Source organism: Nitriliruptor alkaliphilus DSM 45188 (assembly GCF_000969705.1).
Lineage (GTDB): Bacteria > Actinomycetota > Nitriliruptoria > Nitriliruptorales > Nitriliruptoraceae > Nitriliruptor > Nitriliruptor alkaliphilus.
Window position 1 is genome coordinate 3,151,590 of sequence record NZ_KQ033901.1, and the last position, 23,428, is coordinate 3,175,017.

Here is a 23,428-nt window from a genome sequence, read left to right on the forward strand (position 1 = left end):
TCACGTCGTCAGGCTTCGCGCACGAGGTGGCCCGGAGCCACCTCGCGGAGCGGTCGGTCATCGGGGCCGGGCGACCACGGTGTCTCCGGTGCGGGCAACGGGTCCCTGGTCACCGGCAAGATGGCCGACAGGAGCTGCTGGGTGTACGGGTGCCGCGGCTGGTTGAAGAGGACCTCGGTCGGTGCGACCTCCACGATCTGCCCGAGGCACATCACGGCGACCCGATCGGCGAAACGCTCCACGACGGCGAGGTTGTGCGAGATGAAGACCAGGGTCAGTCCGAGGTCCGTCCGCAACTCATCGAGGAGCGCGAGGACCTGCGCCTGGATGGAGACGTCGAGGGACGACGTCGGCTCGTCGCACATGAGCAGCTTCGGTTCGAGCGCCAGGGCCCGAGCGACGGCGACCCGCTGCTGCTGACCGCCGGAGAACTGTCGCGGGTAGTGGTCGGCGAAACGCGGGTTGACCCCGACCCTCGTCAGCAGTTCGATGGCGCGTTCCTGACGCCACTCCTTGTCGCCGCGCTTGTGCAGCCGCAGTGGTTCCGCCACGTTGCCCGAGACGGTGAAGTGCGGCAACAGCGATCCGTACGGGTTCTGGAACACCATCTGCATCCGGGAGCGCAGTTCACGCATCCTCTTGCCCCGCACCGTCGACAGGTCGACACCGTCGAAGCTGATCGTCCCGCGGGTCGGAGCCATCAGCCCCATCATCAACCGCGCGACCGTCGACTTGCCGCTTCCGCTCTCCCCGACCAACCCGAGCGTCTCGCCCTCGCGGACGGAGAGGGAGACGTCACGCACCGCATGCACCTCACCAGCCCGGCTGGTGAAGGTCTTGTCGACCCGATCGGCGACGATCACCAGTTGCCGACCAGCTGCGCTGCCAGCGGGGGAGCCGTCGTGTTCGGTCATGATGTCAACCACGGGCCACCGCCTTCCAGCAAGCTGCCTTGCGTCGGTCGGACGTCACGTCCTGGTCGACGTCCCGGTTCGGAACGACATCCACGCCACGGCCGCGCCACGGGAGCAACGGCTGATCCTCCTGCGTGCAGCGGTGCTCGGCCCAGGTGCACCGCGGGTGGAAGTGGCAACCGGACGGTCGATGCGCGAGGTCCGGGGGCGCTCCGGCGATCGGGACGAACGCGCGGTGCCGAGCACCCACCTCGAGCGTCGACTCGAGCAGCCCCGTCGTGTACGGATGCACCGGGTCGGCGAGCAGGCGACGTACCGGTCCTTGCTCGACGACGCGCCCGGCGTACATCACGATCGCGTCGTCGCAGAAGTACCTGGCGACACCGAGATCGTGGGTGATCATGACGATGGCGGTGCCGCGGGACTTCAACGCCGCGAGCAGGTCCAGCAGCTGTCGTTGGACGGTGACGTCGACCGCGGTGGTCGGCTCATCCGCGATGAGCACCGACGGCTGGGCGACCATCGCCATCGCGATCATGGCTCGCTGTCGCATGCCACCCGACAGCTGGAAGGGGTAGGTGCGGATCCGCTTCTCCGGGTCCGGGATGCCCACATCGCCGAGGGTCTGGACGGCACGTCGCTTGGCTTCCGAGTGGTCGCAGATGCCGTGCCACCGGAGGTGCTCGGTCAGCTGTCGTTCCAAGGTGAGCGTCGGGTTGAGCGCCTCCATCGCGTTCTGGAAGACCATCCCGATGTCGCGGCCGCGGACCTTGCGCATCTGACGCTCCGAGAGCGTCAGCAGATCGGTCCCACCCAGACGGGCGTGCCCTCCGGCGACCCGGCCGGTCTTCGGCAGCAGGCGCATGACGCTGCGCATCGTGACGCTCTTGCCACTACCGCTCTCGCCGACGATCGCCAGCGCCTTGCCCGGCTCGACGGTGAAGCTGACATCGTCGACCACACGCAGGACCCGGTCCCGCAGGACGAACTCCGTGCGGAGGCCTTCCACCTCCAGCGCTGACGCGCTCATCGGTCCTCCCCGCTGGTGTCGAAGGCGTCCCGGATGCCGTCTCCCACCCAGGTGAACGCCAACAACGTCATCGCGAACAGTGCGGCGGGTAGGAACAGCAGGTGCGGCGCAGCCAGGACGTAACTGGTCCCCTCCGCGATCATCGATCCCCAGGACGGCGTGGGCGGCTGCACGCCCAGGCCCAGCAGCGCCAGGCCCGCCTCGGCACCGATGGCCGCCGGTATGGCGAAGCTGGTGGTCACCAGGAGCGGCCCGATCGCGTTCGGGAGGATGTACCGCACCGAGATGGTGATCCCGGATGCTCCCATCGAGCGCGCTGCCTCGACGTACTCACGTTCCTTCACGGTGAGGACCTGCGCCCGTACCAAGCGCGCCTGGGTGACCCAGGAGGAGATCCCGATCGCCAGCATCACCGCCCAGAGGCTGCGTCCCATCACGGTGACGAGGACGATCGCGAACAGGTAGCTCGGGAAGGCGTACATGACGTCGGTGATGGCCATGAGAGCCTGGTCGACCCGGCCGCCGATGTACCCCGCCGACAGCCCGATCAGGATGGCCACCACCAGGGAGGCCAGCTCGGCGCCGAAGGCCACGAACAACGCGGTCCGCAGGCCGAAGATGAGCCGGCTGAAGATGTCCCGGCCGAGGAGGTCGCTGCCGAGCAGGTGCCCCTCGGTCAGCAGCGGCGCGAGCCGCGCTTCCGGGTCGGTCTCGGCGAAGTGGTACGGAGCGATCCATGGTGCCGCGACCGCCGCCACCACCAGCAGGCCGCAGAAGATCAGACTCACGTACGCGAGCCGGTTGGCGCGGAACCTCGCCCACGCCCTGGCCCAGTGGCTCCGCGCCTCGGCTTCTCCTACGCCGGCTGCCGCGACAGGCTCTTCTGTGATCGTCTCCATCGGCTGACACCTCCTACGGCTCGTATCCGGGGATCGAGACGCCCGTAGACGAGGTCCACGATCAGGTTCATGGTCATCAGGATCAGCGCGAAGAACAGCGCCGTCCCCATCAGCAACGGCATGTCACGACTCGCTGCTGCCTGCGCGAAGTACAGGCCGAGGCCGGGGATCCGGAACAGCGCCTCGACGAAGACCGTTCCGGTCATCAACGACGCCAGGAGGGGGCCCAGGACCGTCACGATCGGGATCAGCGAGTTGCGCAGGGCGTGCCGCATGATCACCGTCGACCGAGGCCCACCCTTGGCCAGGGCAGCGACCACGTACTCCTCGCGCAGGGTCTCCAGCATGCTCGACCGCACGTACCTGGCGAGCACCGCCGTCGGCCCCAGGACCAGCGCCATGACCGGCATGATCATGTACTGCGGACCAGCCCATCCGCTCGACGGCAACACCCCGAGCGTGAGGGTGAAGAGCAGCATCAGGAGCACGCCGGTGAGGTAGTTCGGCAGTGCCGTCCCGAGGGTGATCAGGAACATCGTCCCGTGGTCGGCTGCGGAGTTCTGTCGGACCGCCGCGTAGACACCGATCGGGAGCGCGATCAGGAGCGATATACCCACCGCGACGAGCGCGATGGTCGCCGAGATCGGGAACCCCTGCGCGATGATGTCCTGCACGTTCTGGGTCGGGTACTTGTACGAGGGGCCGAAGTCCCAGGTGACCGCACCCTTCATGAAGATCAGGTACTGGCGCCACGCTGGGATGTCGTCGGCGTACCGGGACGAGAAGGCATGGACCATGTCCTCGGTCCCGGTGCCGCCGAACTGTCCCGCTCCAGCCGTGATCCGCTGGATGTCCGCGAAGTTGCCTGGCGCCAGCTGCAACAGGGTGAAGGTGATCATGGAGACGACGACCAGGGAGAGCACCATGCGTGCGACACGCTTGGTCAGGTAGGACGTGAAGCTCATCGGGCACGCTCCTTGGTCGTCGTCGAGCCGTCCGGGCCCGGGTGCGGTGCCTACTGGTCGTCAGCGGTGATGCTGAGGCCCTTGAAGTAGTACGCATCGAGCGAGGGCCGCAGGTTCAGACCCTGGATGGTCGGCCGGACCGCGAAGTAGCGGTCCTTCCAGAGCACCGGGATGATCAGGTGCTGCTCCTCGCGCAGCTTCGCTGCCTCCTTGAACAGGCCGTCCCGCTCGGCGGGGTCGGTCGCGCTCATCGCGCGGTCGACGAGGTCTGCGAACTCGTGCGCCGCCTCGCTGGCGTGTTCCTCCAGGAGCGCGTCGAGTTGCTGGTTGCGTTCCGGGATGGTCAGGTCGCCATCGCCCTGGATCGCTTCGTACTCCGCCCAGATGTCCGCCGGAAGGCTGAACTCCTGGATGGTGCGTGGCGACCACAGCGACCCGACCATGGTGGGCCAGTCCGGGTTGCCGGCGAAGGAGCCGTAGTAGAAGCCGACGTAGTCCTCGTCGTGGACGGCCCAGCGGCGTTCGACCAGGACGCCGGACTCCACCGTGTCCGCCGTGGCGCTGATGCCGAGGTTCCTGCGCCACGAGTCCACGATCGCCTCGACGTCCACGTTCGACGTCCCGGCCAGGAGGTTGATCTGCGGGAACCCCTCACCGTCCGGGTACCCGGCCTCGGCGAGCAGCCGCCGCGCCTCCTCGAAGTCGTCGTCGACCTCGATCCCTTCGTCGTACCCGGGGACGATGCCCAACACCAGCGAGCGACCGGGCTCGCCATCGGGAGTCACCGCCGCCACGTAGTCGCGGTCGATGCCGAGCGAGAGTGCCTTGCGGATGTTGACGTCCTCGAGCAGCGGGTTCTCGCTCCGCAGGGTCGCCAGGTACACGTAGGACACGGACGGGGCCACGCGGACGTGGCTGGCCAGCTCCGTGTCGTTCTCCATCCGAACGATGTCCGCGTTCGCCAGGCCGACGATGTCCACCTCGCCGTTCTCGTACGGGACGGTCGCCGCGCCCGTGGTGCCACCTTCGAGCAGCGCGATCTCGATGCGGTCCAGGTGCACGTTGTCGAGGTCCCAGTAGTCGAGGTTGGGCACCAGGACCATGCTCGAGTTGGTCACCCACCGATCGATGACGAACGGACCGTTGCTGACGATGTGCTCGGCTTCCTGCCAGTCCTGCGGGTGCTCCTCGACGGTGTCCATGTGCAGCGGCAGCATCGACGGATGCGTCAGCGCCATCAGGAAGCCCGGCGTCGGGGACTCCACCTCGATCTCCAGCACACGCTCGTCCACCGCGCGCACGCCGACATCGGACCAGTCGTCCGTCGCGCCCTCGAGGAAGTCCGCGGCACCCTTGATGTTGGTGGAGCTCTGGTAGGAGTTCGCGCCGCTGGTGGCCCCGCCGGTCTCGCCGGCCTCGGGGGTGAACAGTCGCTGGTAGGTGCGCTCGAAGTCCTCGGCCGTCACCGGATCGCCGTTGGACCAACGGGCATCCTCGCGGATGCGGAAGGTGTAGGTGAGGCCGTCCTCCGAGACGTCCCAGCTCTCGGCCATGCCCGGCAGGACGTCGGTGCCCTCGTCGTTCTGCACGACCAGTCCCTCGAAGATGCCCTTCGCCGACATCCACATCCCGAAGGTGACCACCTGGGGATCGATGATCGGCAGGTTGCCACTGGACAGCCGGAGGACCTGTTCACGCTGATCGTCGGCAGCAGCGGGTTCCGAGCTCCTGCTCGCGTTGCCGCCCCCGCCGTCGCCGAACAGGTTGCATCCGGACAGCCCCACGGCGGCTGCCAGCACGACCGCTGCCGTGCGGAGCCCCGCGGAACGTCGCCGGGTCGGTGTCGTACGTGCGCTCATTGGCTTCTCCTCGAACCTGTGAGACGGTCGTGCACGGAGGCGGATCAGAGCTGCGTCGAGTGATCCAGGACCTTGCGGATGGCCGCCGCGATGGTCTCGGCGTCCTCGTGGGTGCCGAGGAGCGTCTGCGGCGACAGCCACATCGCTTCGGCCACCACGTCATCGGTGGCTGGGAGCTCGGAGACGGGCTCCGGCCGCCCGAGGCGTCCCGTGATGGTGCGGATCTCCCTGCGGATGGCCTCGTTGTGGTGCAGGCCGACGTAGCCGCCTGACACGGGGATGCCCTCGGCCGCGAGTGCACGCACGAAACGCTTCTTGTGGGCCAGGCCCTCGAGGCCGGCGACACGGAAGGTGAACAGATGCCGACCGTGCGCGGTGACCCGCTCGTCGATCACGGGCATGCTCAGGCGTGGCACACCCGCCACCTGCTCGGTCAGGCGGTTCCACTGCGTCTCGCGGTGGCGGGTCTGGGCGGGGTGCCGGCGCAGCTGTTCGCGGAGGATCACCGCCTGGAACTCGGTGAGCCGCAGGTTGAAGCCGACGTGTTCGTGCTGGTACCAGTCGCCGTCGGGAACCCGCCCCACGTTGGCCTGGGCGTACAAGCGACGCCCCACGTCGGCCGAGTTCGTCGCGACCGCACCTCCTTCACCGGCCGTCATGTTCTTGCTGGTCTGGAAGCTGAACATGCCTGCGTCGCCGAGCGCACCGACCCGCTGGCCACGCCACTCGGCACCGTGGCCCTGTGCTGCGTCCTCGACCACGGCCAGGCCGCGGCTGCTCGCGACCTTCAGCAGCGCGTCCATGTCGCAGGGCTGGCCGGCGAGGTGGACCGGCATGATCGCCGCCGTGCGGTCGGTGATGGCCGCCTCGGTCGACCTCGGGTCGAGCAGGTGGGTCGATGGATCGACGTCGGCGAACACCGGGATCGCGCCGATCATCAACGCGGCGGTCGCGCTGCCGACGAACGTGTACGCCGGCATCACCACCTCGTCGCCGATGCCCACGCCCAGCGCCTTCAGCGCGGCGGTGAGCCCGAGGGTTCCGTTGCAGACCGCGACGCAGTGCTCGGCCTGCTGGTAGTCAGCGAACTCGCGCTCGAACGCGCGGACCTCGGATCCGTGGGTGCTGCTCCAGCGCCCCGATGCGAGGACCGCTCGCAGGGCGCGTTCCTCCGCGTCGCTCGACACCGGCCAGGCAGGGAACGGGTCGGTCCGCACGGGATCGCCGCCGTGGATCGCCAGCTCGTCCATCACGCGTCACCTGGCTCGGCGTCGGACCGGGCGATCGCGCCGCCGACCTGTTCGATCGCCTGGAGGTGGTGGTCCTCGAACTCCCTGGTCGTCGGCTTCCACGTGGTCTGGAGGAAGCCGAGGAGGCGGGATGGGTCGAGTCGACGCCGGCAGAAGTCCACGGTCGACTCGAGGCTCTTCGCCTGCCGGTAGTTGCTCGCCGTGGGGATCTGATCGAAGCCGTGGTCGTCGAGATCGAGGTAGGTCAGGTACCGCCAGTCACGAACCTCGGGCACGGGCTGCACACGGGGCCGATCGCCCTCGTCGGCGTCGGTGAAGTTCAGGTCGTAGTGCCAGTTGCTCTGAACGATCGACCTCGGCATCTTCCAGTAGAAGTCCTGAGGGTGCCGCCACGCGTGGTCCGACCACACCCACGGGCGGGCGCCCGTCTTGGTGACCTCGTCGGCGAGGAAGTTCAGGTCCTCCCACCACAGCTCGTGTTGCCGGATCACGACGAGACGTGACCTCGGCTGGTTGGCGGCGGTCTCCTCGTCCATGCCGAGGTGGAACAGCCGTGGCCCCCCGAACAGCTCACCCACCTCGGCGATCAGGTCCTGACAGACCTCGTAGTAGACCGGCGTGGAGACCTGCCGCTGGTAGGTCCCCAGCCACGCATCGTGGCCGGTGCTGAAGTTCAGCTTCGGGACGGGCTCGAGCCCGATCTCCCGGAGCCGCGCCAGCTCGTCCTTCAGACGGGCCGTGCTCCAGGCGTCCTGCAGTGCGATCTCTGGGTGCGACTCGTACCGGATGGCGTCGCCGAGATCGAGGACGATCGTGTTCAGGCCGCTGTCGGCCATCTGCTGGGTCAGCTCGGCCCACAGCCCGTCGTCGAACTGCATGCGGTCGCGGTAGGCGCTGAGACGCCTCGGCTCTGGCGTGTCGCTCCAGAAGTTGTAGCTGATGTGCACCAGCTGCGCCCAGGTGGTCATCGCCGCGGTCCGCTCGCGTCATCGCGGTCGGGGTTGCCGCCGGCAGGCGCCCACGCGGGTGGACTGCCCCGGCCGTTGCGGGCGGCTCGGCGTGCTCCCCAGTTGAGCATGGCGACACCGAGCAGCCGGGTCCCGCTCGTGGGGGTCGGCTGCGTGTCGCGGTCCGCGTAGATGTCCAGGCAGTGCTCGAAGATGGCTGGGTCAGCCGTCGCGAGGGCCATCCAACGGGTCGCACCGAGCGGGTTCGCCCGCAGCGCGCCGGTGCCGTTGACCACGTAGCGGACGGTCGCCACGCCGCTCGTGTCGACCGCCGCGAGGTTCTCGGTGAAGGTGGCCGCGATCCTCGCGATGTCCTGGTGGGTGAACACGAACCCGTGCTGGTGCGCCAGTGCGGCGAAGTCCACGTCGATCGCCCCGTGGCTGTAGTCCTCGAAGTTCTTGTAGCCGTTCGCTTCGAAGTACTGCGGCTTGTGCATCGAGATGTCGGTCTCGGCCGAGCCGGTCTTCCCGTAGCCCTCCCAGGCGGCCGAGTAGGTGGGGAAGTAGTGCCAGATCGAGGTCGTGACGCCGTTGGTCTGCTGATCGATCAGCTCCGCCTTGAACATGGTGGCCAGGGCGGTGGCACGGTGGACGTGCTGAGGATCGCCGGTGATCGCCGCCAGCTCCAGCACGGTCCGTCCGAGGGCGAGCATCTGGTTCGTCGGCTGCGCCTGCCCATCGAACCCGACCGGCGTCCCCTTCGGCCAGAAGTAGTAGCCGCGCCCATCGGGCGTCTCGCGGAAATCGTCGTCGTGGACGGCGACGGCCGCCTCGACCGCAGCGAGGTACTCGTCGGCCTTGCCCCGGTAGTACGGGTCGTCCTTGAGTCGTGGGTCGGACCGCACGATCCGGACGAAGCTCGCGATGGGGTAGGTGATCATGCCGGTGTGCACGCCCAGGATCACCGGCTGGGCGAACATGTCGTAGGTCCCTTCAGCCGGCCTGGTCCCGCGGTCCTGGTCGTGCGCGGTGCACAGGATGGTCCCGGGGTAGTCGTCGTAGATGCGCTTCACCGCGTAGTCGGCGCTGGACGGGTCCATGGTCAGCCCGTCGAAGGTGTCGGTGAAGTCGAACCGCTCGTTGCGTACCACCAGCGAGAAGGTGTCCCCCGCTCCGTGGGTGACGGTGACGTGCGCCGTGTCGGCGTGGTTCCGTCCGCTGCGGATCTCGAGGGTCGGCTGCCCGCTCGCGTCGGTGAGTTCGCACACGCCGAGCGTGTACGGGTTCATGGTGCGCCAGGCTGGCAGCGACAGGCCGCGGTGGTCGGTCACGCCCCGTTCGCTGTCGCGGTGGGTCAGCATGATGTCGACGTTGCTGATCAGTCGGTCGAGGTAGGACGTGTCGCCGTGCGCGAGGTACATCACCACGAAGCTGCGCAGCGCGTACGACTGTTGCCACGCCAGGGCGCCGGCCTCGTTGTTGTTGTCGGGGCCCTGGCCGCCGCTCTGGTACGCCGCGTCGAAGGCCGCGAACGCCGTCGGCGTCGTGTAGTCCAGCGAGGTGGCTGCCAGGGCGGGACTGGCCAGCGCGCCGCGGAGGGACGCGGCGACCAGCCCACCAGCCGTCAGTCCGGCGGCGTTGTGGAGGAGCCGGCGTCGGGTCATACCCGTCGGCGCTCCCACACGCGGTGTCGGATCCTGTCGCGGTCCCACCATGGCGTCTCCCTTCGCTCGCCAGCAGGTCGGGCCTGTGAGCAGGGAGTCTTGTCTTGCATCTAGCTGCTTGTCAACTGCTTTCCTCTGGATCGCTGGCAGGTCGCCTCTCCTCGGTGGCCCGCGCGCCCCGTTCCGGGTGGCGAGGCGTGGTCACGTCGAGGGGTGCCACGCACCATCGGTCGGGGCACCCGGCGCTGTCCGATCGGGCGAGTTGGCGTCGAGAACGCCCTCAAAGGGGAGCTATCACGACGTTTTGGCCCGCATCGTCGTGCCCGCAGAAGGCCTCTCACGGGCTGCGGTGTACGCGGTTCGACCGCCCGAAGGGCGGGTTCCGGCCCGTGCCCTGAACGCGCGGTAACAGTAGGAAACAGTCCGCTAGCCGGTCACGGTTGCGCGCTGACCGCGGCAGGGTCTGCGGAACCTGGCCACCCGTTGTGCGAGTCGACGCGTCGGATGACTGGCATCGGGAGCCGGCGATCGACCGGCGGGCCCGTGAGCCGGCCGTTGCGGCGCTCCCAGAGCATCTGTGCAGCTTCCCGTCCGATGTCCTCGCACGGCACGCGAACGGAGGTCAGGTTCCCGACCGTCGTCTCCGCGATGTCGTCGAACGCCACCAACGACGGCCACCCTTCCGGCGGCACCGCCGCGTCCCGCAGGGCGGCGAGGAGTCCTGAGGCGACCTTGGGGCTGGCGCAGACGACCGCGCTGATGTCCCGGCGCAGGACGACCGGCCGGGACACGGTCGTCGCGGTGGCGACCTGGTCCTCGTAGGTCGGCGGGGGAGCGTCCGGCAGGAAGGTGACGTTGTTCACGCGCTCGCCGTACTGCTCCATCGCTTCCGCCCACCCCTGCATGCGCAGCGCCGACCAGTGGTACCTGGGGTCGTCGTCCGTCGCGGCGTGCAAGCCGATGAAGGCGATGCGTCGGTGACCCCGGTGCCAGAGGTGCCTGGTCGCCGCGCGCCCCCCGTCCTCGTGGTCGGCGGCGACCATGTCGATGACCATCTCCGGATCGGGTGGGGTCATCGCGATCGACGCCCACCGAGCTCGTGCCACCGATCGGTCACCGAACGCTGCGAGATCCTCGCCGCGGTCCGGCATGGCCAGGAACACGCCCGCGACGGGAGGCAGGGTCCCATCCACGGCCCGGCGGAGGGCGGTGTCGATGTCCATGGTGGCGCTGGCAGCACCGAGTTCGGTGACCCGCTCCTCGAACCCGAACCGCACCCGGTCCACCGGTGTCGTCGTCCCCGGGTGCCGGCCGGGCTCGACGAGCATGAGGTAGCTGTCCGGCTCGGCGTTCGCCGTGTCCGCGACGAACACGCCCACGCGCGGGACGGTGCGCAGGAGACCCTCATCTGCGAGCCTGCGCAGCTCGGTGGTGACCGTGCGGGGGGAGAGCCGGTACCGCTCCTGCAGCTCGCGGACCGTCGGCAGCATGTCGCCCGGGCGCAGCTCACCATCGCGGCACGCCCGCCGGAGGTCCTCGACCAGCGCCCGCCGCTGCTTCTCTGATGTTCTCCTGTCAGCCACCCTCACGACCCCTTCTGCTTCCCGCGCGTGATGCACAGCGTACGTCCACGCCGGCGGTACGTCACGCGGGACGGCCGGATACACGGCCTCCGGCCACCTGGAAGGCGTGCCCGCCGTATGGGTGAGGCCGGCCCGGTTCCGGGACGAGCCACCGGAGCTTGCCCTGGATAGGCAGGTGGTGCGCACTGCTTCTAACGATGCTACGTTCTGAAACCGAGAGAGGGAAGCACGTCGACGACCGGGAGACGACCATGCGGTCCATGACCTCGCAGCGACGCGACGGCTCCGATCGGCTCAGCCGCCGTGCGCGCCAGCTGACCCCTGGCGGCGTGCACTCGAACGTGCGGCTGACCGGGCCATCGGTGTTCTTCGAGCGTGGCGTCGGTGCCTGGCTCTACGACGTCGACGGGAACGACTACGTCGACTACCTCCTCGGCCAGGGGCCGAACTTCCTCGGCCACGCCCCGGCCGCCGTCAACGAGACCGTCGCACGCGAGATGGAACGCGGCTCGGTCTTCGGTGCCCAGCACGTGCTGGAGAACGAGGCGGGTGAGCTCTTCCTCGACACCCTCGGGTGGGCCGACAAGGTGCGGTTCGGCGTGACGGGGACCGAGTCGGACCAGGCTGCCCTGCGGCTCGCGCGGGCGGCCACCGGTCGAACGAAGTTCGTCAGGTTCGAGGGGACCTACCACGGCTGGCTCGACAACGTCCTGGCGACGACCGTGGACGGCGTGACGTCGACGGCCAGCGAAGGGCAGCTGCCCCACCACCTCGACGACACGTGCTTCGTCCCGTACAACGATGCCGACCAGCTCGAGGCGACCCTCGAGGACCGGGACGACATCGCCGCCGTGATCCTGGAACCGGTGATGTGCAACAGCGGCGTCATCCCGCCCCGACCGGGGTACCTCGCCACGGTGCGCGAGCTGTGCGATCGGCACGGCGTCGTGCTGATCTTCGACGAGGTGATCACCGGTTTCCGGCTCGCACCTGGTGGGGCCGCGGAGCGCTTCGGTGTCACGCCTGACCTCGCGGTCTACGGGAAGGCCGTGGCCGGAGGGTGGCCGGTCTCCGCCCTGGCCGGCAAAGCCGAGCTCATGGATCTGCTTGGGGAGCGGGTCGTCCACGCCGGCACGTTCAACGCGTCCGTGCCAGCGTGCGCCGCCGTCATCGCGACGCTGACAGCGCTGCGTACCGACCCCCCGTACGACCGGGTCGAGGCGCACGGCAACGCGCTGATGGACCGGATCGGTGAACTGGGGGCCCGACACGGGCTGGCGCTGCGGGTCCAGGGTCTGCCGGCCGCCTTCCACGTCTCGTTCGGACCGCCGGAACCGATCCACGATCACGCCGGGCTGGCCACCTTGGACCTCGCTCGCTACGCCCGACTCGCACACACACTCGTGGATCACGGGCTGTGGGTGGCGGCCCGCGGCATCTGGTACGTGTCGGCCGCTCACGGCGATCACGAACTCTCCGTCGCGACCGCTCGTCTGGACGCGGCGCTCGCGGCCGACGCAGCGCGGTAGCGGCCGCCTCCGCTGCGCGACGCGCGCAGACCTGCACCACGATCACCGCTGGAGTGCACATGCCCGCGAACGCCACCACCACGACCACCACCAGCACCGACCGGAGCAGCCGAGAACGCTGGCTGGCACTGCTCGAGGACCTGGTCAACACCGACAGCGCGCCGGACGACCACGCCGGGATCAGCGCCAACTACGACCGTCTCGTCCCGGTCGTCGAGGGCCTCGGCTTCACGGTCGAGATGCTCGCGTCCGAGGGGGCTCCCGACGTCATGCTCGCGCGTCGCCTCGGGGCCCGGGCTGGCGCTCCGCGCGTGCTGATGCTCGGGCACGTCGACACCGTCTTCCCGCCGGGCACCGCAGCGGCTCGCCCGTTCCGTGTGGCGGGCTCCCGGGCTTTCGGCCCCGGCGTGGCGGACATGAAGGGCGGCCTCGTGGTCATCCTCGCAGCCCTGTCTCGGCTCATCGAGGATGGGGCAGCGGCCCCCGACGTCACGCTCCTGTTCAACGGCGACGAGGAATCGGGTTCGCTCGCTTCACGACCGCTCATCGAGGAGGCTGCCACCGGCCAGGACGTCGCGCTCGTCTTCGAAGCGGCCCGCCGGTCCGGCGCGATCGTCAGCTCCCGGCGGGGGGTCGCCCGGTACCGGCTCCACGTGACCGGTCGTGCAGCCCACAGCGGCTCGAACCCCGATGCCGGAGCCAACGCCCTCGAGGCCCTGGCCCACACCATCATCGACATCCAGGACATCGGCCGCCGGATCGACCACGCCAGCGTCACCGTCGTGCTCGCGGAAGGCGGATCGCGGCCCAACATCGTGCCAGCCGCCGCGTCGGTGGACGTCGACGTGCGGTTCGACGACGAGGCAGCCGACCACGCGGTCGCGAGCGCCCTCACGGCGTTGTCCGGGGACGGCCGGGTGCCGGGGACGGCGATCCGGCTGACACGCTACGGCGGCCGGCCGGCGTTCGGACGACCGTTCCCCGACCTGCTCGGTGCCTACACCCACGCGGGCCGGTCGCTGGGGGTCGACATCGAGGCGGTGGCGGCCGGCGGTGTCTCGGACGCCAACCTCACCGCAGCGCTCGGTGTCCCCACACTGGATGGACTCGGGCCCATCGGTGGCCACGCCCACACCGACGACGAGTTCATCGAGGTCGCATCGCTGTTCGAGCGCGCAGCGGTCTGTGCGCACCTGCTCACCGAGCTCGGGGCGCAGCGGCAGGTCCAGCAGCCGTGAGCATCCAGGCCACACCGACGAGGTGGAGGACCAGCATGGCGGTACGACTCTCGATGGGGGGCACCTTGTCGGTCGCCCCGACGCCACGCGAGGCATCGGCGAGCGCGGCCGCAGCCGCGGCCGCGGCGATCGTCGCCGCGCAGGCAGCGGGACGGTCCGCCAGGGTCATCTTCGCCAGCGCCCCCTCGCAGGAGTCGATGCTCGCGGCGCTCGGTGTCGACCCACGCATCGACTGGGCACGGGTGCAGTCGTTCCACATGGACGAGTACGTCGGCCTGGACGGCGACGACCCGCGCTCGTTCGGCCGTTGGCTCGAGGAGCGTCTGCCGGTGGCCGCGCAGGCGGGCTTGCACCGGATACGTGCCGGGGTCGCCGGGGAGGCGCGGCGGTACGCCGAGCTACTCGAGGCGGCGCCCGTGGATCTCACGTGCCTGGGCATCGGGGTGAACGGACACCTCGCCTTCAACGAACCGGGGTCCAGCTTCGCCGATGATCACCCGATGCGGTCGGTGAGCATCACCGACACCTCGCGGGCACAACAGGTCGACGACGGGCTCTTCGAGCGAGTCGCCGACGTCCCGTCGGTCGCCCTGACGTTGACGATCCCGGCGCTCCTGAGCGCCCGGACGATCGTCGGGACGGTCCTCGGCGAGCGGAAGGCCCCGGCGGTGGCCGCAGCCGTGGCCGGCCCGATCTCCGAGCGGTGTCCGGCGAGCGCGTTGCGGACCCACGACCACGTGTCGGTGCACGTCGATCTGGCCGCAGCCTCGGCGCTACCGGTGCTCGCGCCACGGTGCCCCGATGCGTGACGGCACGATCCGCAGCTACCCAGGGTTGGTGGACCTGCAGGTCAACGGCTACGCCGGCCACGACGTCAACGCCGAGGACCTCTCGCCAGCGGACGTCGTCGCCCTGACGCGGGCGCTGTGGTCGCAGGGCGTCACGACGTTCCTGCCGACGATCATCACGGCCACCGAGGAGCGGATCGAAGGCGCCCTTCGGGCCATCGTGACAGCCCGCGACAGCGACCCTCAGGTGGCCCACTCGATCGTGGGTGTCCACGTCGAGGGTCCGGCCCTCAACCCGGAGGACGGTCCTCGGGGTGCCCACGATCCCGCCCTGATGCGCGACCCGGACCTGGGGGAGCTCGATCGGTGGCAGGCCGCCTCCGGCGGGCTCGTCCGGATCGTGACGTTGGCTCCCGAGCGACCGGGGAGCTTGGAGTACATCGCCGGCGCGGTCGCTCGCGGCATCCGGGTCGCGCTCGGCCACTGCGCGGCGACGCCACCGCAGATCCATGCGGCGATCGACGCCGGGGCGACGCTCAGCACGCACCTGGGCAACGGGACACATCGACGGTTGCTCCGCCACCCGAACCACATCTGGTCGCAGCTCGCCGCCGATGCGTTGACGGCCATGTTCATCGCCGACGGCCACCACGTCCCTGGCGACGCGTTGACCGCGATGATCCGGGCGAAGTCGCCGACGAGGTGCGTCCTGACCTCCGACGCCGCAGCCCTCGCAGGATCGCCTCCCGGCACCTACCGGACCCCGGTGGGCGGGTCCGTCACCGTCACGCGCGAGGGATCGCTGATGCTCACCGGCACGGGCCTGCTCGCCGGTTCGGGGGCGTCGCTGCTCGGTTGCGTCGACTGGGCGCTCGCGAACCTGCCGTTCGACGAAGCGACGATCGTGTCGATGGCCACGACGACGCCGGCACGGATCCTCGGGCTCGACGAGCGCGTTGCCAGCGCCGGGGACGAGGTGGTGATCGAACGAACCGCCGGCGTCAGCCGCGTCGTGTCGACGTCCGTCGGCGGCACCGAGGTGTACCGGGCGGGCTGACCGCCTGGCAGCATCGGGTGGCGCGGACCGATCGTCGTCAGGCGAGCCAGCGATCGAGGTTCTCGGCGACGAACCTGTCGTCGCGCAGGTGCGGGTGGGATGCCCAGATGCGATCGATCTCGGCGCGTTGGCCAGGTCCGAGCTGCATCTGCTCGTCCAGGCACCACGTTCCCGTCAGCAAGCCCTGGCGGCGGAGCACCTCGTGGATGCCCGGGATGCAGCCACGGAAGTCGTTCCTGGCGTCGAAGATGGCCGCGTTGGCGTCGGTCAACGCCGCGTCGATCCCGAGCAGCTCACGGAGAGCGGCGTCCTCACCTGACCGGGCGCATCCGGCCAGTCGCAGGATCTCGACCGCGTTCTGGACCCAGACGGCCCACTGTCCGAGCAGGCCTCCGACGAACCGGACGCCGTTGGGGTAGGAGGTGATGAGGTCGCCGACGATGTGGTCGTCGTTGCCGGTGTACATCGCGATCTCGGTCGCGCGATCCGACCGGCCCACGCCGTGCACGACCTCCAGGGTCGCGTACCGATCGAAGGGCGCGACCTTGATCCCCACGACGGTCTCGATGTCGGCCAGTGACGCCCAGTACTCGCGGGAGAGGGCACGTCCACCGACCGCGGGCTGGAGGTAGAAGCCGATGACCGGGAGGACGTCACCGACGGCGCGGGTGCGCTGGAGGAGCTCCGCCTCGGTGAGGTGGTCCGCCCCGTACGGTGCGAGCAACGCCAGGTGGTAGCCGAGCGAGGCCGCCAGTTCGGCTTCCGCGACCGCCTGTCGCGTCGAGCCGCAGAGTCCGGCGACGAGGACAGGGGAGCGCGACGGGTACTCCTTCGCCGTCGTCGCCGCCAGCTCCAGGACCGGTCGGAGCAGGCCGGAGGATGGCTCGTGGATCTCGAACTGGGTGGTGTGGACGCCGACCGCCAGCCCACCGGCACCAGCTTCGAGGTAGTACCTGGTCAGCGCGCGCTGCCGCGTCTCGTCCAGGCTGCGTCGCGCGTCCAGGGCCAACGGGTGGGCGGGGATGACGGTCCCGGCGCGGAACACCTCCCGCGGGTCGACGTCGGACGCCATCAGAACCGTCCCTCCCGGGATCCGAACTTCGTGGGCTTGTCGAGCAGCGGCCGCCCCGAGGCGACCCACTCGGCGGTGGCTTCGAGGAGTCGGCCCAGCGGGACCTCGGGGTAGCCGAACAGCCCGTGACAGCGGGTGGCGTTCGACAGGAGGGCGGTCGGCGCCTCGTCCCCGACGTACCGGACCGCGCGCCCCATGAGCCGGCCGAGCGTGGCCGCGACCGCACGGATCGACACCGTCTCCGGGCCAGTCAGGTTGAGGATGAACGGCGGGACGTCCGCGTGCAGGAGGCTGCGGAGGATGACCTCGTTGGCGTACCCCTGCCAGACGACGTTCACGTAGCCCATCGTCACGTCGACCGGCTCCCCGGTGTGGACGGCCCGCGCGACGTCGACGAGGACCCCGTAGCGCATCTCGGTCGCGTAGTTGAGGCGGATCAGGGCGGTCGGGATCCGCAGTTCCTGGGCGAAGTGGGTGAAGATGCGTTCGCGACCGAGGCACGACATGGCGTAGTCGCCGATCGGAGCGACCGGATCCTCCTCGGCCGGACCTCCGCTCCCGTTCGGCCAGAACGGGTACACGTTCCCGGTCGACAGCGCCACGATCCGCGATCCGGCGTAGCGCTGCGCGACCCGCCCGGGCAGGTAGGCGTTCGTCGCCCACGTGCCGGCCTCGTTGCCCGCGGTGCCGAACTTCGCGCCGACCAGGTAGATGACGTTCGCGGCATCGGGGAGCGCGGCGAGTCCGGCATCGTCGGTGATGTCCGCACGGATGACCGTGGCCCCCGTCGTCGCCATCTCGTCGGCCGCTCCGGGTGCGGTGAACCTGGACACGGCGAACACCTCGCTGTCCGTGCCGGCGGCGTCGATCGCCTGGACCGCCAACCGGACGAGGCTCGGTCCGAGCTTGCCGGCGGCACCGAGAACGACCACATCACCTTCGAGCGCCCGCAGGTCCTCGATCAGGGCGGGCCGTGGCTCCGACAGCCATGCGTCCAGCTCCGCCACGTCGCGAGGTCGACCGCCCGCCTCACCTGCGCTCGATCCGTCCATGGAGATCTCCGACCGGGGGGGTGGACGGCTGAGACTACTTCCGGCCGCCCCTAAGTCAATATCAAGTACGGCGTAAGTTTCGCACAGCTGGCCGTGCGTCTCGTGGTGCGCCCTCCGACGCCTCGTGCTGATCGAGCTTCTCCACCAGCAGCTGGTACGGGCGCGGCGGACGTCCTGCTCTGCTGGAGCGGGCCGGCGGCATCGGCCAGGCGAGGCCCTCATCGACCAGGGCGCTGAGCGAGCGGCGTGCTGTCCGGGTCGTCACCCCGAGGAGCGCTGCGACCCGCTCGGCGTCGACGATGGCTCGGGAGTCGCCCTCGGCCCTGAGCCTGCTCGCCAGCTCACGCAGCGTGCCGACCGCCTTCGACTCAGGGACCGGCGGGGGGACGTCCGGCTGCTCGTCGGCGGTGCGTCGGGCGGGCAGGCGTAGGACCGTGCCCCGTGGGCCGACCAGGTAGGCGGCCCGACCAGCCCCGGCCGCCGCCTTGTCGACGGCCGTCTCGGCGTTGAACTCCGCCTCGCGGGTGGACCTGCCGAGCCCCACGCCCACCTCCACGTCCATCGAGAGCGCCGACGAGATCGCGTCGACGAACGGTGCGAGCGTGAGGTCGTCGCTGGCGACCCCGAGGGAACCCATCGTGGTCACGACCAGGTAGCTGCGCTCATCGCGCGGCAGCACCGTCGCGTCCATGGAGCGGGCCAGCTGCAGCAGTTCCGCCTGGAGCGAGAGCCTGAGCTCCTGGTACCAGTAGTTGCTCGGACCTGCGTGCTCGGGGACGACGCCGCTCGGGATCCGGACGATCATCGTGGCGATGCGCGACTCCTCGGACAGCGCGCCACTGCCGCTGAGGGCCGCTCTCGTCAGGGCGTGGCGGATGGCCGTGACGGTGGGCTGCATCTTGAGCGTCGGGACACCGGCGTCCGACAACGCCACCGCGACCGTGGGGACCGTCGTCACCGCGCCAGTGGTCTCACCGGCTCGGTACCGCTCGAGGTGGAAGTCGAGGAAACCCGCGGCGGAGGCGGGATCGTCGTACGGCGCGACGTGCACCCCGCTGGCGTCGAGGCCGACCTCCTCGTAGGCGGTCCGCACCTCCTCGAGACTCACCGAATCGATCGTGATCCGTCGTGGATCGACGGCGTCCTCCACCAGGGCGCGCACCAGCACGGCGAACAACGCCGAGCCGCCGACAGGAACGTGGTCCGCCGGTACAGGCAGCCCACCGTGGCGCATCGCGAGGTCGTGCGGCAGCGGGCCAGCGAACAGGTAGACGTCGACGCGACCAGCGATCCGCATGGCGTGGGCGTGAGCGTCGTCCTCGCGTTCGTACACCGATGGGACGATCCGCCACCTCGGGCCATCGGCCGTGCGCGCGACCGCCATGGTGCGCTGGACGGCGTCGTCGCCCCCGACGACACCGATGGTGATCTCCTCGTGGACATCGCGATCACGCATGTCATCACTCCAGGGTTCCGGCGCGCCTCTATTGCGGTGATAAGGGGGACGTTAGTAGGGTCACGTGCTATGCGCATCGGTGTGATCGATCTGGACACGTCCCATCCTGCGGCGTTCTCGCCGCTGCTGCGCGACCAGGGACACGATGTCGTCGCCGTCCTCGGGGGTCGCACGGTCGTCGACGACGCCTCCACGCGGGCCTACGCCCGCGAGCACCGGATCGCTTCCGTGGTCACCGATCCGGTCGAGATGGCTGGCCTGGTCGACGCGGTGTTCGTGCACAGCGTCGATTGGAACCTGCACCTCGATCGCGTGCGGGTCCTCGCCGAGCACGACATCCCCGTGCACGTCGGCAAACCGTTCGCTGGACGTGCATCCGACCTCCGGGAGCTCGTCGAGTTGGAGGCGGCGGGTGCGCGGATCTGCGGCGGCTCGGCCCTGCGCTGGTCCAGTGTCGTCCAGGCGTGGGTCGAGGCGGGCCGGACCGCCCGGATGGGGTTCGCCGCGAGCTTCGGTCACCCGCTCGACTACGGGGTCCACGCCTACTCGTTGCTGCAGGGGCTCCTCGGCCCCGGCATCGAGGCTGCCCGCACGGTGGACGGGCGGGACCGACTGGTGGAGCTGCGGTGGCGCGACGGGCGGTGCGCGGTCGTGGGACTGGTGACCGACCGGCGCAGCCACCGCTACCCAGCCACCGTGGTGACCGACGACGGCGTGGAGCACCTCGACGCTGCGGACGGTGGGCTGTACGGACCGTTCCTGGACGTGACCGTCCCGTACCTCGCGGGGGAACTCGAGCTGCCCATCACCTTCGGTGAGCTCGTCGAGCCGGAGCTGGCGGCGATCGCCGCGCTCGCCTCGAGCCACCACGGCGGCGCGTGGATCGGCCTCGTGGACGATCCCCGCATCGATGACGTCAGCTTCGACAGCACACGCTTCGTGGCCGACTACCGGGCGGCGCGCCGCGAGCGGCTCGGGCTCGCACCGCGGTGACGCGGCGACCGTCCAGCCCTCCAGGTGTCACGGGTCGCCGCGCAGCCGCGCGGTGGCAACCTGCCGCGCGCAGTCGACGACCTCGCCGACGCGTGCGGTCACCTCCTCGGCGTCGCCGCGCGAGAGCTGCCCGCCGAGCCCCACCGCCGCGGCGCCGGCGCCCAGCCATCGTCCAACATCCGCCGGTCCGATGCCGCCCGTCGGGATGAGCGGTACCGGCGGCAGCACCGCGTGGAGGGAACGGAACCAGTCGATCCCGTGGACGCCGGCGGGGAAGAGCTTGACCGCATCGGCGCCACACTCGATGGCCGTCACGGCCTCGGTGACCGTCGCTGCCCCCGGGATGGCGACGACGCCGTGACGGTGTGCGACGTGGACCGCGGCGACCGACAGGTGGGGGCTGACGATGAACCGGGCGCCAGCACGCACGGCGCGGGCGGCCGCATCCTCGTCGAGGATCGTGCCCGCTCCGACGAGCACGTCGGTCCCGGCGCAGCGGTCGGCGAGCTCGGCGATCAGATCGGTGGCCCCCGGTGTCGTCAGGGTGATCTCGATCACCGTGAGGCCCCCCGCGAGGAGCGCGTCCGCGACGGTGCGCGCCCGTTCCCCGTCGCGCTCACGCACGATGCCGATGACGCCGGCCGACGTCACCTGTGCAGCCACGTCGCGCCGACCAGGCGTCCCGGTCACCACACGGCCACCTCCTGGACACCGGTGCCCGGCGCATCGGCGACGATGGCGCCACGGGCCGTCACGACCCTCGCGGCGAGGCGGACCCCGTGGCGGGCGGCTGCCCCGGGGTCCTGCCCCCTGATCCTCGCCGCCAGGTACGCACCGTTGAAGGCGTCGCCGGCTGCGGTCGTGTCCACGGGCCGGTCGACGGGCTGCGCCGCGACGGCGCGGGTGGTGGCACCGTCGCTCAGCACCACCCCCTTCTCACCCACCTTGATCACGACCTCGCTGGCGCCGGCGGCCAGCAGCCGTTCGACGGCGTCATCGGGGGTGGCGGCGTCCCACAGCGCCCGTTCGTCCTCGAAGCTCGGTAGCGCCAGGTCGGTGGCTTCGAGGAACGGTGCGATGCAGCGCCGAGCGGACCCGCGGTCCGGCCACAGGGCGGGCCGGTAGTTGGTGTCGAAGGCGACCCGGCCGCCCGCAGCGCGGGCCTGTTGGACCGCCGCGAGGAGCCGCTCGCGGGCAGCTTCCTCCAGGACCGCGAGCGTGATGCCGGTGAGGTAGATCCAGTCGGCCTCCGCGGTCGCGCGGATCACCTCCTGGTGCCGGGGGGTGGTCAGCAGCCGCCGCGCCGCCGAGGCCCCCCGGTAGTAGAGGAAGTGCCGTTCGCCGTCGGGATCCACGTGCACCAGGTACAGGCCGGGGTGCCGATCGTCGACGCGTTGGACCAGTCCGACGTCGAGCCCTTCGGCCGTCATCGCCTCCAGGATCCCATCGCTGTAGGGATCGGTGCCGAGCACGGTCGCGTACCCGACCGAGATCCGCCCTGCACCTTCGCGTGTCAGGTAGACGGCCGTGTTGTAGGAGTCACCTCCGACACCCAGGATCGTCGCGCCGTCCTCCTGGCGCAGCTCCAGCATGCACTCGCCGAGCGCGATGACGGTCGGGGTCGTCACGCTCCCTCCCGGGTGGCCTCGATCGCGGTCTCGATCCCGTGACGATCGAGCGCGTCGAGCCAGCCGACGACGGCCCGACGGAACACGGGGTCGGCCGTGAGCTCGGCGTCGACCCCAGCGGCCGAGAGCAGCCGGGAGGTCACCTGGGATGGCGAGCCGCTGCCAGCTGCCCTCAGGAGCAGGTCGTGCAGCGGGTCGACGATCGACTCGCCCCGATCCGCTGCGAGGCGCACGTAGCGGATCCACGCGGCGATCCCCAGAGCCGACCACGTCGGCTCGCGACCCGCCGCGACGCGGCTGGCCGCGACGGACACGAGGCGTCGGGGCACCTTCTGGCTGCCGTCGGCGGCGATCTGTGTCAGCCGGTGCCGGATCGAGGGGTCGGCGAACCGCTCGAGGATCGCATCCTCGTACCCCGCGAGCTCGGCGGGTCGGTCCTCCAGGGTCGTGGCGGCTTCGGTGAGGTAGCTGCGGAGCAGCGCGGCGATCCCGGGGTCGGCGACCGCGTCGCTGACCGTCACGTCCCGATCGGCGCACAGGAGGTAGGCGAGGAGCGAGTGGCCCCCGTTCAGCAGCCGCAGCTTCGCCTCCTGGAAGGGTGCGACGTCCGTTGCCAGCACGGCGCCGACTCGTTCCCACGCTGGCCGGCCCGCAGCGAAGTGGTCCTCGATGACCCACTGCCGGAACGGCTCCGCGGTGACCGCTCCGTGATCGGCCAACCCGAGCCGATCCTCCACCTCCACGAGGTCCTCGGGCACGGTCGCGGGGACGACACGATCGACGACGGTGTCGGCGAAGGCGACGTGCTCGTGTACCCAGGCGCGGACCGCAGGTGCATCGGGGAGCGACGCGCGGGCGCAGAACCCGTCGACCAGGCTGGCGAGCAACCGACTGTTGCCGGGCAGGTTGTCACAGCTCAGCACGGTGACGGGGCCAGCATCGGCTCGCCGGCGCTCGGCGAAGCCGCTGACGAGTTGGCCGACCACGCTGCGGAACGGCTGTGACGTGGCGAGATCCGATCGGATCACGGGATCGTCGAGGTCGAGCGACCCCGTCGCCGGATCGGCGCGGTAGCCCTTCTCGGTGACGGTGACCGTCACCACACGGACCCGCTCCTCGGCGAGCCGCTCGCGGACGAGGAGGGCATCCGCCTGCGCGTGGAGGACCTCGCGGACCGCCCCGACCAGTCGGAGCTCGGAGGCGCCGACACGCTTGGTGAGCACGGTGAAGAGCCCATCCTGCGGCCGCAGTTGGTCCACGACGTTCGGGCGGGTCTGGGTCACGCCGCAGATGCCCCACCCGTCCATCCCGCTGCCCAGGACATCATCGGTGTAGACCGCCTGGTGAGCGCGGTGGAACGCACCGATGCCGAGGTGCACGATGCCGACCTGCACGTCGGCCGGGTCGTAGGCGGGAGGTCGCACGCCCGGGGGCACCTGCGGCAGCGTCCGCAGGCTCAGGCGTGCTGTACGGCGATCGTGCTCCATCACCGGGACCGCCATCG

At 70.2% G+C, this 23,428-nt stretch carries 20 protein-coding genes; 5 read left to right on the plus strand and 15 right to left on the minus strand.

Going from position 1 to position 23,428, the window contains the following annotated elements; translation table 11 throughout:
- Positions 1–8 precede the first annotated feature (8 nt).
- From NITAL_RS14680 to NITAL_RS14720, 9 genes are all read right to left on the minus strand, one after another.
- Entirely contained in the window at positions 9–914 is a 906-nt protein-coding gene (locus tag NITAL_RS14680) for an ATP-binding cassette domain-containing protein (protein ID WP_083442197.1), read from the minus strand.
- A 4-nt stretch (positions 915–918) separates the two neighbouring features.
- A complete protein-coding gene (locus NITAL_RS14685) occupies positions 919–1,944 on the minus strand; it encodes an ABC transporter ATP-binding protein (protein ID WP_052667002.1) in 1,026 nt (341 codons plus the stop codon).
- Entirely contained in the window at positions 1,941–2,843 is a 903-nt protein-coding gene (locus tag NITAL_RS14690) for an ABC transporter permease (RefSeq protein WP_052667003.1), read from the minus strand. The genes NITAL_RS14685 and NITAL_RS14690 overlap by 4 nt, the downstream gene beginning before the upstream one ends.
- The gene (locus NITAL_RS14695; protein ID WP_052667004.1) at positions 2,801–3,808 is read right to left on the minus strand and encodes an ABC transporter permease; all 1,008 of its coding nucleotides are present in this window, start codon (positions 3,806–3,808) and stop codon (positions 2,801–2,803) included. The genes NITAL_RS14690 and NITAL_RS14695 overlap by 43 nt, the downstream gene beginning before the upstream one ends.
- A gap of 50 nt (positions 3,809–3,858) precedes the next feature.
- Positions 3,859–5,667 carry a peptide ABC transporter substrate-binding protein gene (locus NITAL_RS14700; RefSeq protein WP_052667005.1) on the minus strand — a complete coding sequence of 603 codons (1,809 nt, stop codon included), beginning with the start codon at positions 5,665–5,667 and terminating at the stop codon, positions 3,859–3,861.
- A 44-nt stretch (positions 5,668–5,711) separates the two neighbouring features.
- Positions 5,712–6,917, minus strand: a complete 1,206-nt coding sequence (locus NITAL_RS14705; RefSeq protein ID WP_052667006.1) for a DegT/DnrJ/EryC1/StrS family aminotransferase — start codon at positions 6,915–6,917, stop codon at positions 5,712–5,714.
- A complete protein-coding gene (locus NITAL_RS14710) occupies positions 6,917–7,885 on the minus strand; it encodes a hypothetical protein (protein ID WP_052667007.1) in 969 nt (322 codons plus the stop codon). Before NITAL_RS14710 ends, NITAL_RS14705 begins: the two co-directional genes overlap by 1 nt.
- Positions 7,882–9,528 carry a hypothetical protein gene (locus NITAL_RS14715; RefSeq protein ID WP_052667008.1) on the minus strand — a complete coding sequence of 549 codons (1,647 nt, stop codon included), beginning with the start codon at positions 9,526–9,528 and terminating at the stop codon, positions 7,882–7,884. The genes NITAL_RS14710 and NITAL_RS14715 overlap by 4 nt, the downstream gene beginning before the upstream one ends.
- A gap of 434 nt (positions 9,529–9,962) precedes the next feature.
- Positions 9,963–11,117 carry a substrate-binding domain-containing protein gene (locus NITAL_RS14720; protein WP_169786848.1) on the minus strand — a complete coding sequence of 385 codons (1,155 nt, stop codon included), beginning with the start codon at positions 11,115–11,117 and terminating at the stop codon, positions 9,963–9,965.
- Between the two features lie 254 nt (positions 11,118–11,371).
- Here NITAL_RS14720 and NITAL_RS14725 point away from each other — a divergent pair, with 254 nt between their 5' ends.
- Genes NITAL_RS14725 through NITAL_RS14740 form a run of 4 tightly spaced genes read left to right on the plus strand, consistent with a single transcriptional unit; the run spans position 11,372 to position 15,723 of the window.
- A complete protein-coding gene (locus tag NITAL_RS14725) occupies positions 11,372–12,640 on the plus strand; it encodes an aspartate aminotransferase family protein (protein ID WP_052669702.1) in 1,269 nt (422 codons plus the stop codon).
- A 59-nt stretch (positions 12,641–12,699) separates the two neighbouring features.
- Positions 12,700–13,878, plus strand: coding sequence for a M20 family metallopeptidase (locus NITAL_RS14730; protein ID WP_052667010.1), 1,179 nt, complete (start codon positions 12,700–12,702; stop codon positions 13,876–13,878).
- A gap of 35 nt (positions 13,879–13,913) precedes the next feature.
- Positions 13,914–14,687 (plus strand): 6-phosphogluconolactonase, encoded by a 774-nt coding sequence (locus NITAL_RS14735; RefSeq protein WP_052667011.1) that lies wholly within the window; start codon positions 13,914–13,916, stop codon positions 14,685–14,687.
- Positions 14,680–15,723, plus strand: a complete 1,044-nt coding sequence (locus tag NITAL_RS14740) for an N-acetylglucosamine-6-phosphate deacetylase (RefSeq protein WP_052667012.1) — start codon at positions 14,680–14,682, stop codon at positions 15,721–15,723. The genes NITAL_RS14735 and NITAL_RS14740 overlap by 8 nt, the downstream gene beginning before the upstream one ends.
- A 37-nt stretch (positions 15,724–15,760) precedes the next feature.
- Here the strand turns inward: NITAL_RS14740 and NITAL_RS14745 are convergent, their stop codons facing one another.
- From NITAL_RS14745 to NITAL_RS14755, 3 genes are all read right to left on the minus strand, one after another.
- Positions 15,761–16,795 (minus strand): dihydrodipicolinate synthase family protein, encoded by a 1,035-nt coding sequence (locus NITAL_RS14745; protein ID WP_052667013.1) that lies wholly within the window; start codon positions 16,793–16,795, stop codon positions 15,761–15,763.
- Entirely contained in the window at positions 16,795–17,847 is a 1,053-nt protein-coding gene (locus NITAL_RS14750; RefSeq protein ID WP_052667014.1) for an NAD-dependent epimerase/dehydratase family protein, read from the minus strand. Before NITAL_RS14750 ends, NITAL_RS14745 begins: the two co-directional genes overlap by 1 nt.
- A gap of 61 nt (positions 17,848–17,908) precedes the next feature.
- A complete protein-coding gene (locus NITAL_RS14755; protein ID WP_052667015.1) occupies positions 17,909–19,303 on the minus strand; it encodes a hypothetical protein in 1,395 nt (464 codons plus the stop codon).
- Between the two features lie 69 nt (positions 19,304–19,372).
- On the opposite strand from NITAL_RS14755, the gene NITAL_RS14760 reads away from it, so the two are divergent.
- Positions 19,373–20,296 (plus strand): Gfo/Idh/MocA family oxidoreductase, encoded by a 924-nt coding sequence (locus NITAL_RS14760; protein WP_052667016.1) that lies wholly within the window; start codon positions 19,373–19,375, stop codon positions 20,294–20,296.
- A gap of 27 nt (positions 20,297–20,323) precedes the next feature.
- Here the strand turns inward: NITAL_RS14760 and NITAL_RS14765 are convergent, their stop codons facing one another.
- Genes NITAL_RS14765 through NITAL_RS14775 form a run of 3 tightly spaced genes read right to left on the minus strand, consistent with a single transcriptional unit; the run spans position 20,324 to position 23,348 of the window.
- Positions 20,324–20,986 (minus strand): bifunctional 4-hydroxy-2-oxoglutarate aldolase/2-dehydro-3-deoxy-phosphogluconate aldolase, encoded by a 663-nt coding sequence (locus tag NITAL_RS14765; protein WP_083442198.1) that lies wholly within the window; start codon positions 20,984–20,986, stop codon positions 20,324–20,326.
- Complete coding sequence (locus tag NITAL_RS14770) at positions 20,983–21,924, minus strand: sugar kinase (protein WP_052667017.1); 942 nt, start codon at positions 21,922–21,924, stop codon at positions 20,983–20,985. Before NITAL_RS14770 ends, NITAL_RS14765 begins: the two co-directional genes overlap by 4 nt.
- Complete coding sequence (locus NITAL_RS14775; protein WP_169786849.1) at positions 21,921–23,348, minus strand: mannitol dehydrogenase family protein; 1,428 nt, start codon at positions 23,346–23,348, stop codon at positions 21,921–21,923. Before NITAL_RS14775 ends, NITAL_RS14770 begins: the two co-directional genes overlap by 4 nt.
- Positions 23,349–23,428 lie beyond the last annotated feature (80 nt).

Bases quoted from the DNA above. Each gene is read 5' to 3' on its own strand.
- NITAL_RS14710 (WP_052667007.1), bottom strand. From the start codon at position 7,885: ATGACCACCTGGGCGCAGCTGGTGCACATCAGCTACAACTTCTGGAGC.
- NITAL_RS14760 (WP_052667016.1), top strand. From the start codon at position 19,373: ATGCGCATCGGTGTGATCGATCTGGACACGTCCCATCCTGCGGCGTTC.
- NITAL_RS14700 (WP_052667005.1), bottom strand. From the start codon at position 5,667: ATGAGCGCACGTACGACACCGACCCGGCGACGTTCCGCGGGGCTCCGC.
- NITAL_RS14690 (WP_052667003.1), bottom strand. From the start codon at position 2,843: ATGGAGACGATCACAGAAGAGCCTGTCGCGGCAGCCGGCGTAGGAGAA.
- NITAL_RS14695 (WP_052667004.1), bottom strand. From the start codon at position 3,808: ATGAGCTTCACGTCCTACCTGACCAAGCGTGTCGCACGCATGGTGCTC.
- NITAL_RS14745 (WP_052667013.1), bottom strand. From the start codon at position 16,795: ATGGCGTCCGACGTCGACCCGCGGGAGGTGTTCCGCGCCGGGACCGTC.
- NITAL_RS14740 (WP_052667012.1), top strand. From the start codon at position 14,680: ATGCGTGACGGCACGATCCGCAGCTACCCAGGGTTGGTGGACCTGCAG.
- NITAL_RS14715 (WP_052667008.1), bottom strand. From the start codon at position 9,528: ATGACCCGACGCCGGCTCCTCCACAACGCCGCCGGACTGACGGCTGGT.
- NITAL_RS14755 (WP_052667015.1), bottom strand. From the start codon at position 19,303: ATGCGTGATCGCGATGTCCACGAGGAGATCACCATCGGTGTCGTCGGG.
- NITAL_RS14725 (WP_052669702.1), top strand. From the start codon at position 11,372: ATGACCTCGCAGCGACGCGACGGCTCCGATCGGCTCAGCCGCCGTGCG.
- NITAL_RS14735 (WP_052667011.1), top strand. From the start codon at position 13,914: ATGGCGGTACGACTCTCGATGGGGGGCACCTTGTCGGTCGCCCCGACG.
- NITAL_RS14680 (WP_083442197.1), bottom strand. From the start codon at position 914: ATGACCGAACACGACGGCTCCCCCGCTGGCAGCGCAGCTGGTCGGCAA.
- NITAL_RS14685 (WP_052667002.1), bottom strand. From the start codon at position 1,944: ATGAGCGCGTCAGCGCTGGAGGTGGAAGGCCTCCGCACGGAGTTCGTC.
- NITAL_RS14750 (WP_052667014.1), bottom strand. From the start codon at position 17,847: ATGGACGGATCGAGCGCAGGTGAGGCGGGCGGTCGACCTCGCGACGTG.
- NITAL_RS14730 (WP_052667010.1), top strand. From the start codon at position 12,700: ATGCCCGCGAACGCCACCACCACGACCACCACCAGCACCGACCGGAGC.
- NITAL_RS14705 (WP_052667006.1), bottom strand. From the start codon at position 6,917: ATGGACGAGCTGGCGATCCACGGCGGCGATCCCGTGCGGACCGACCCG.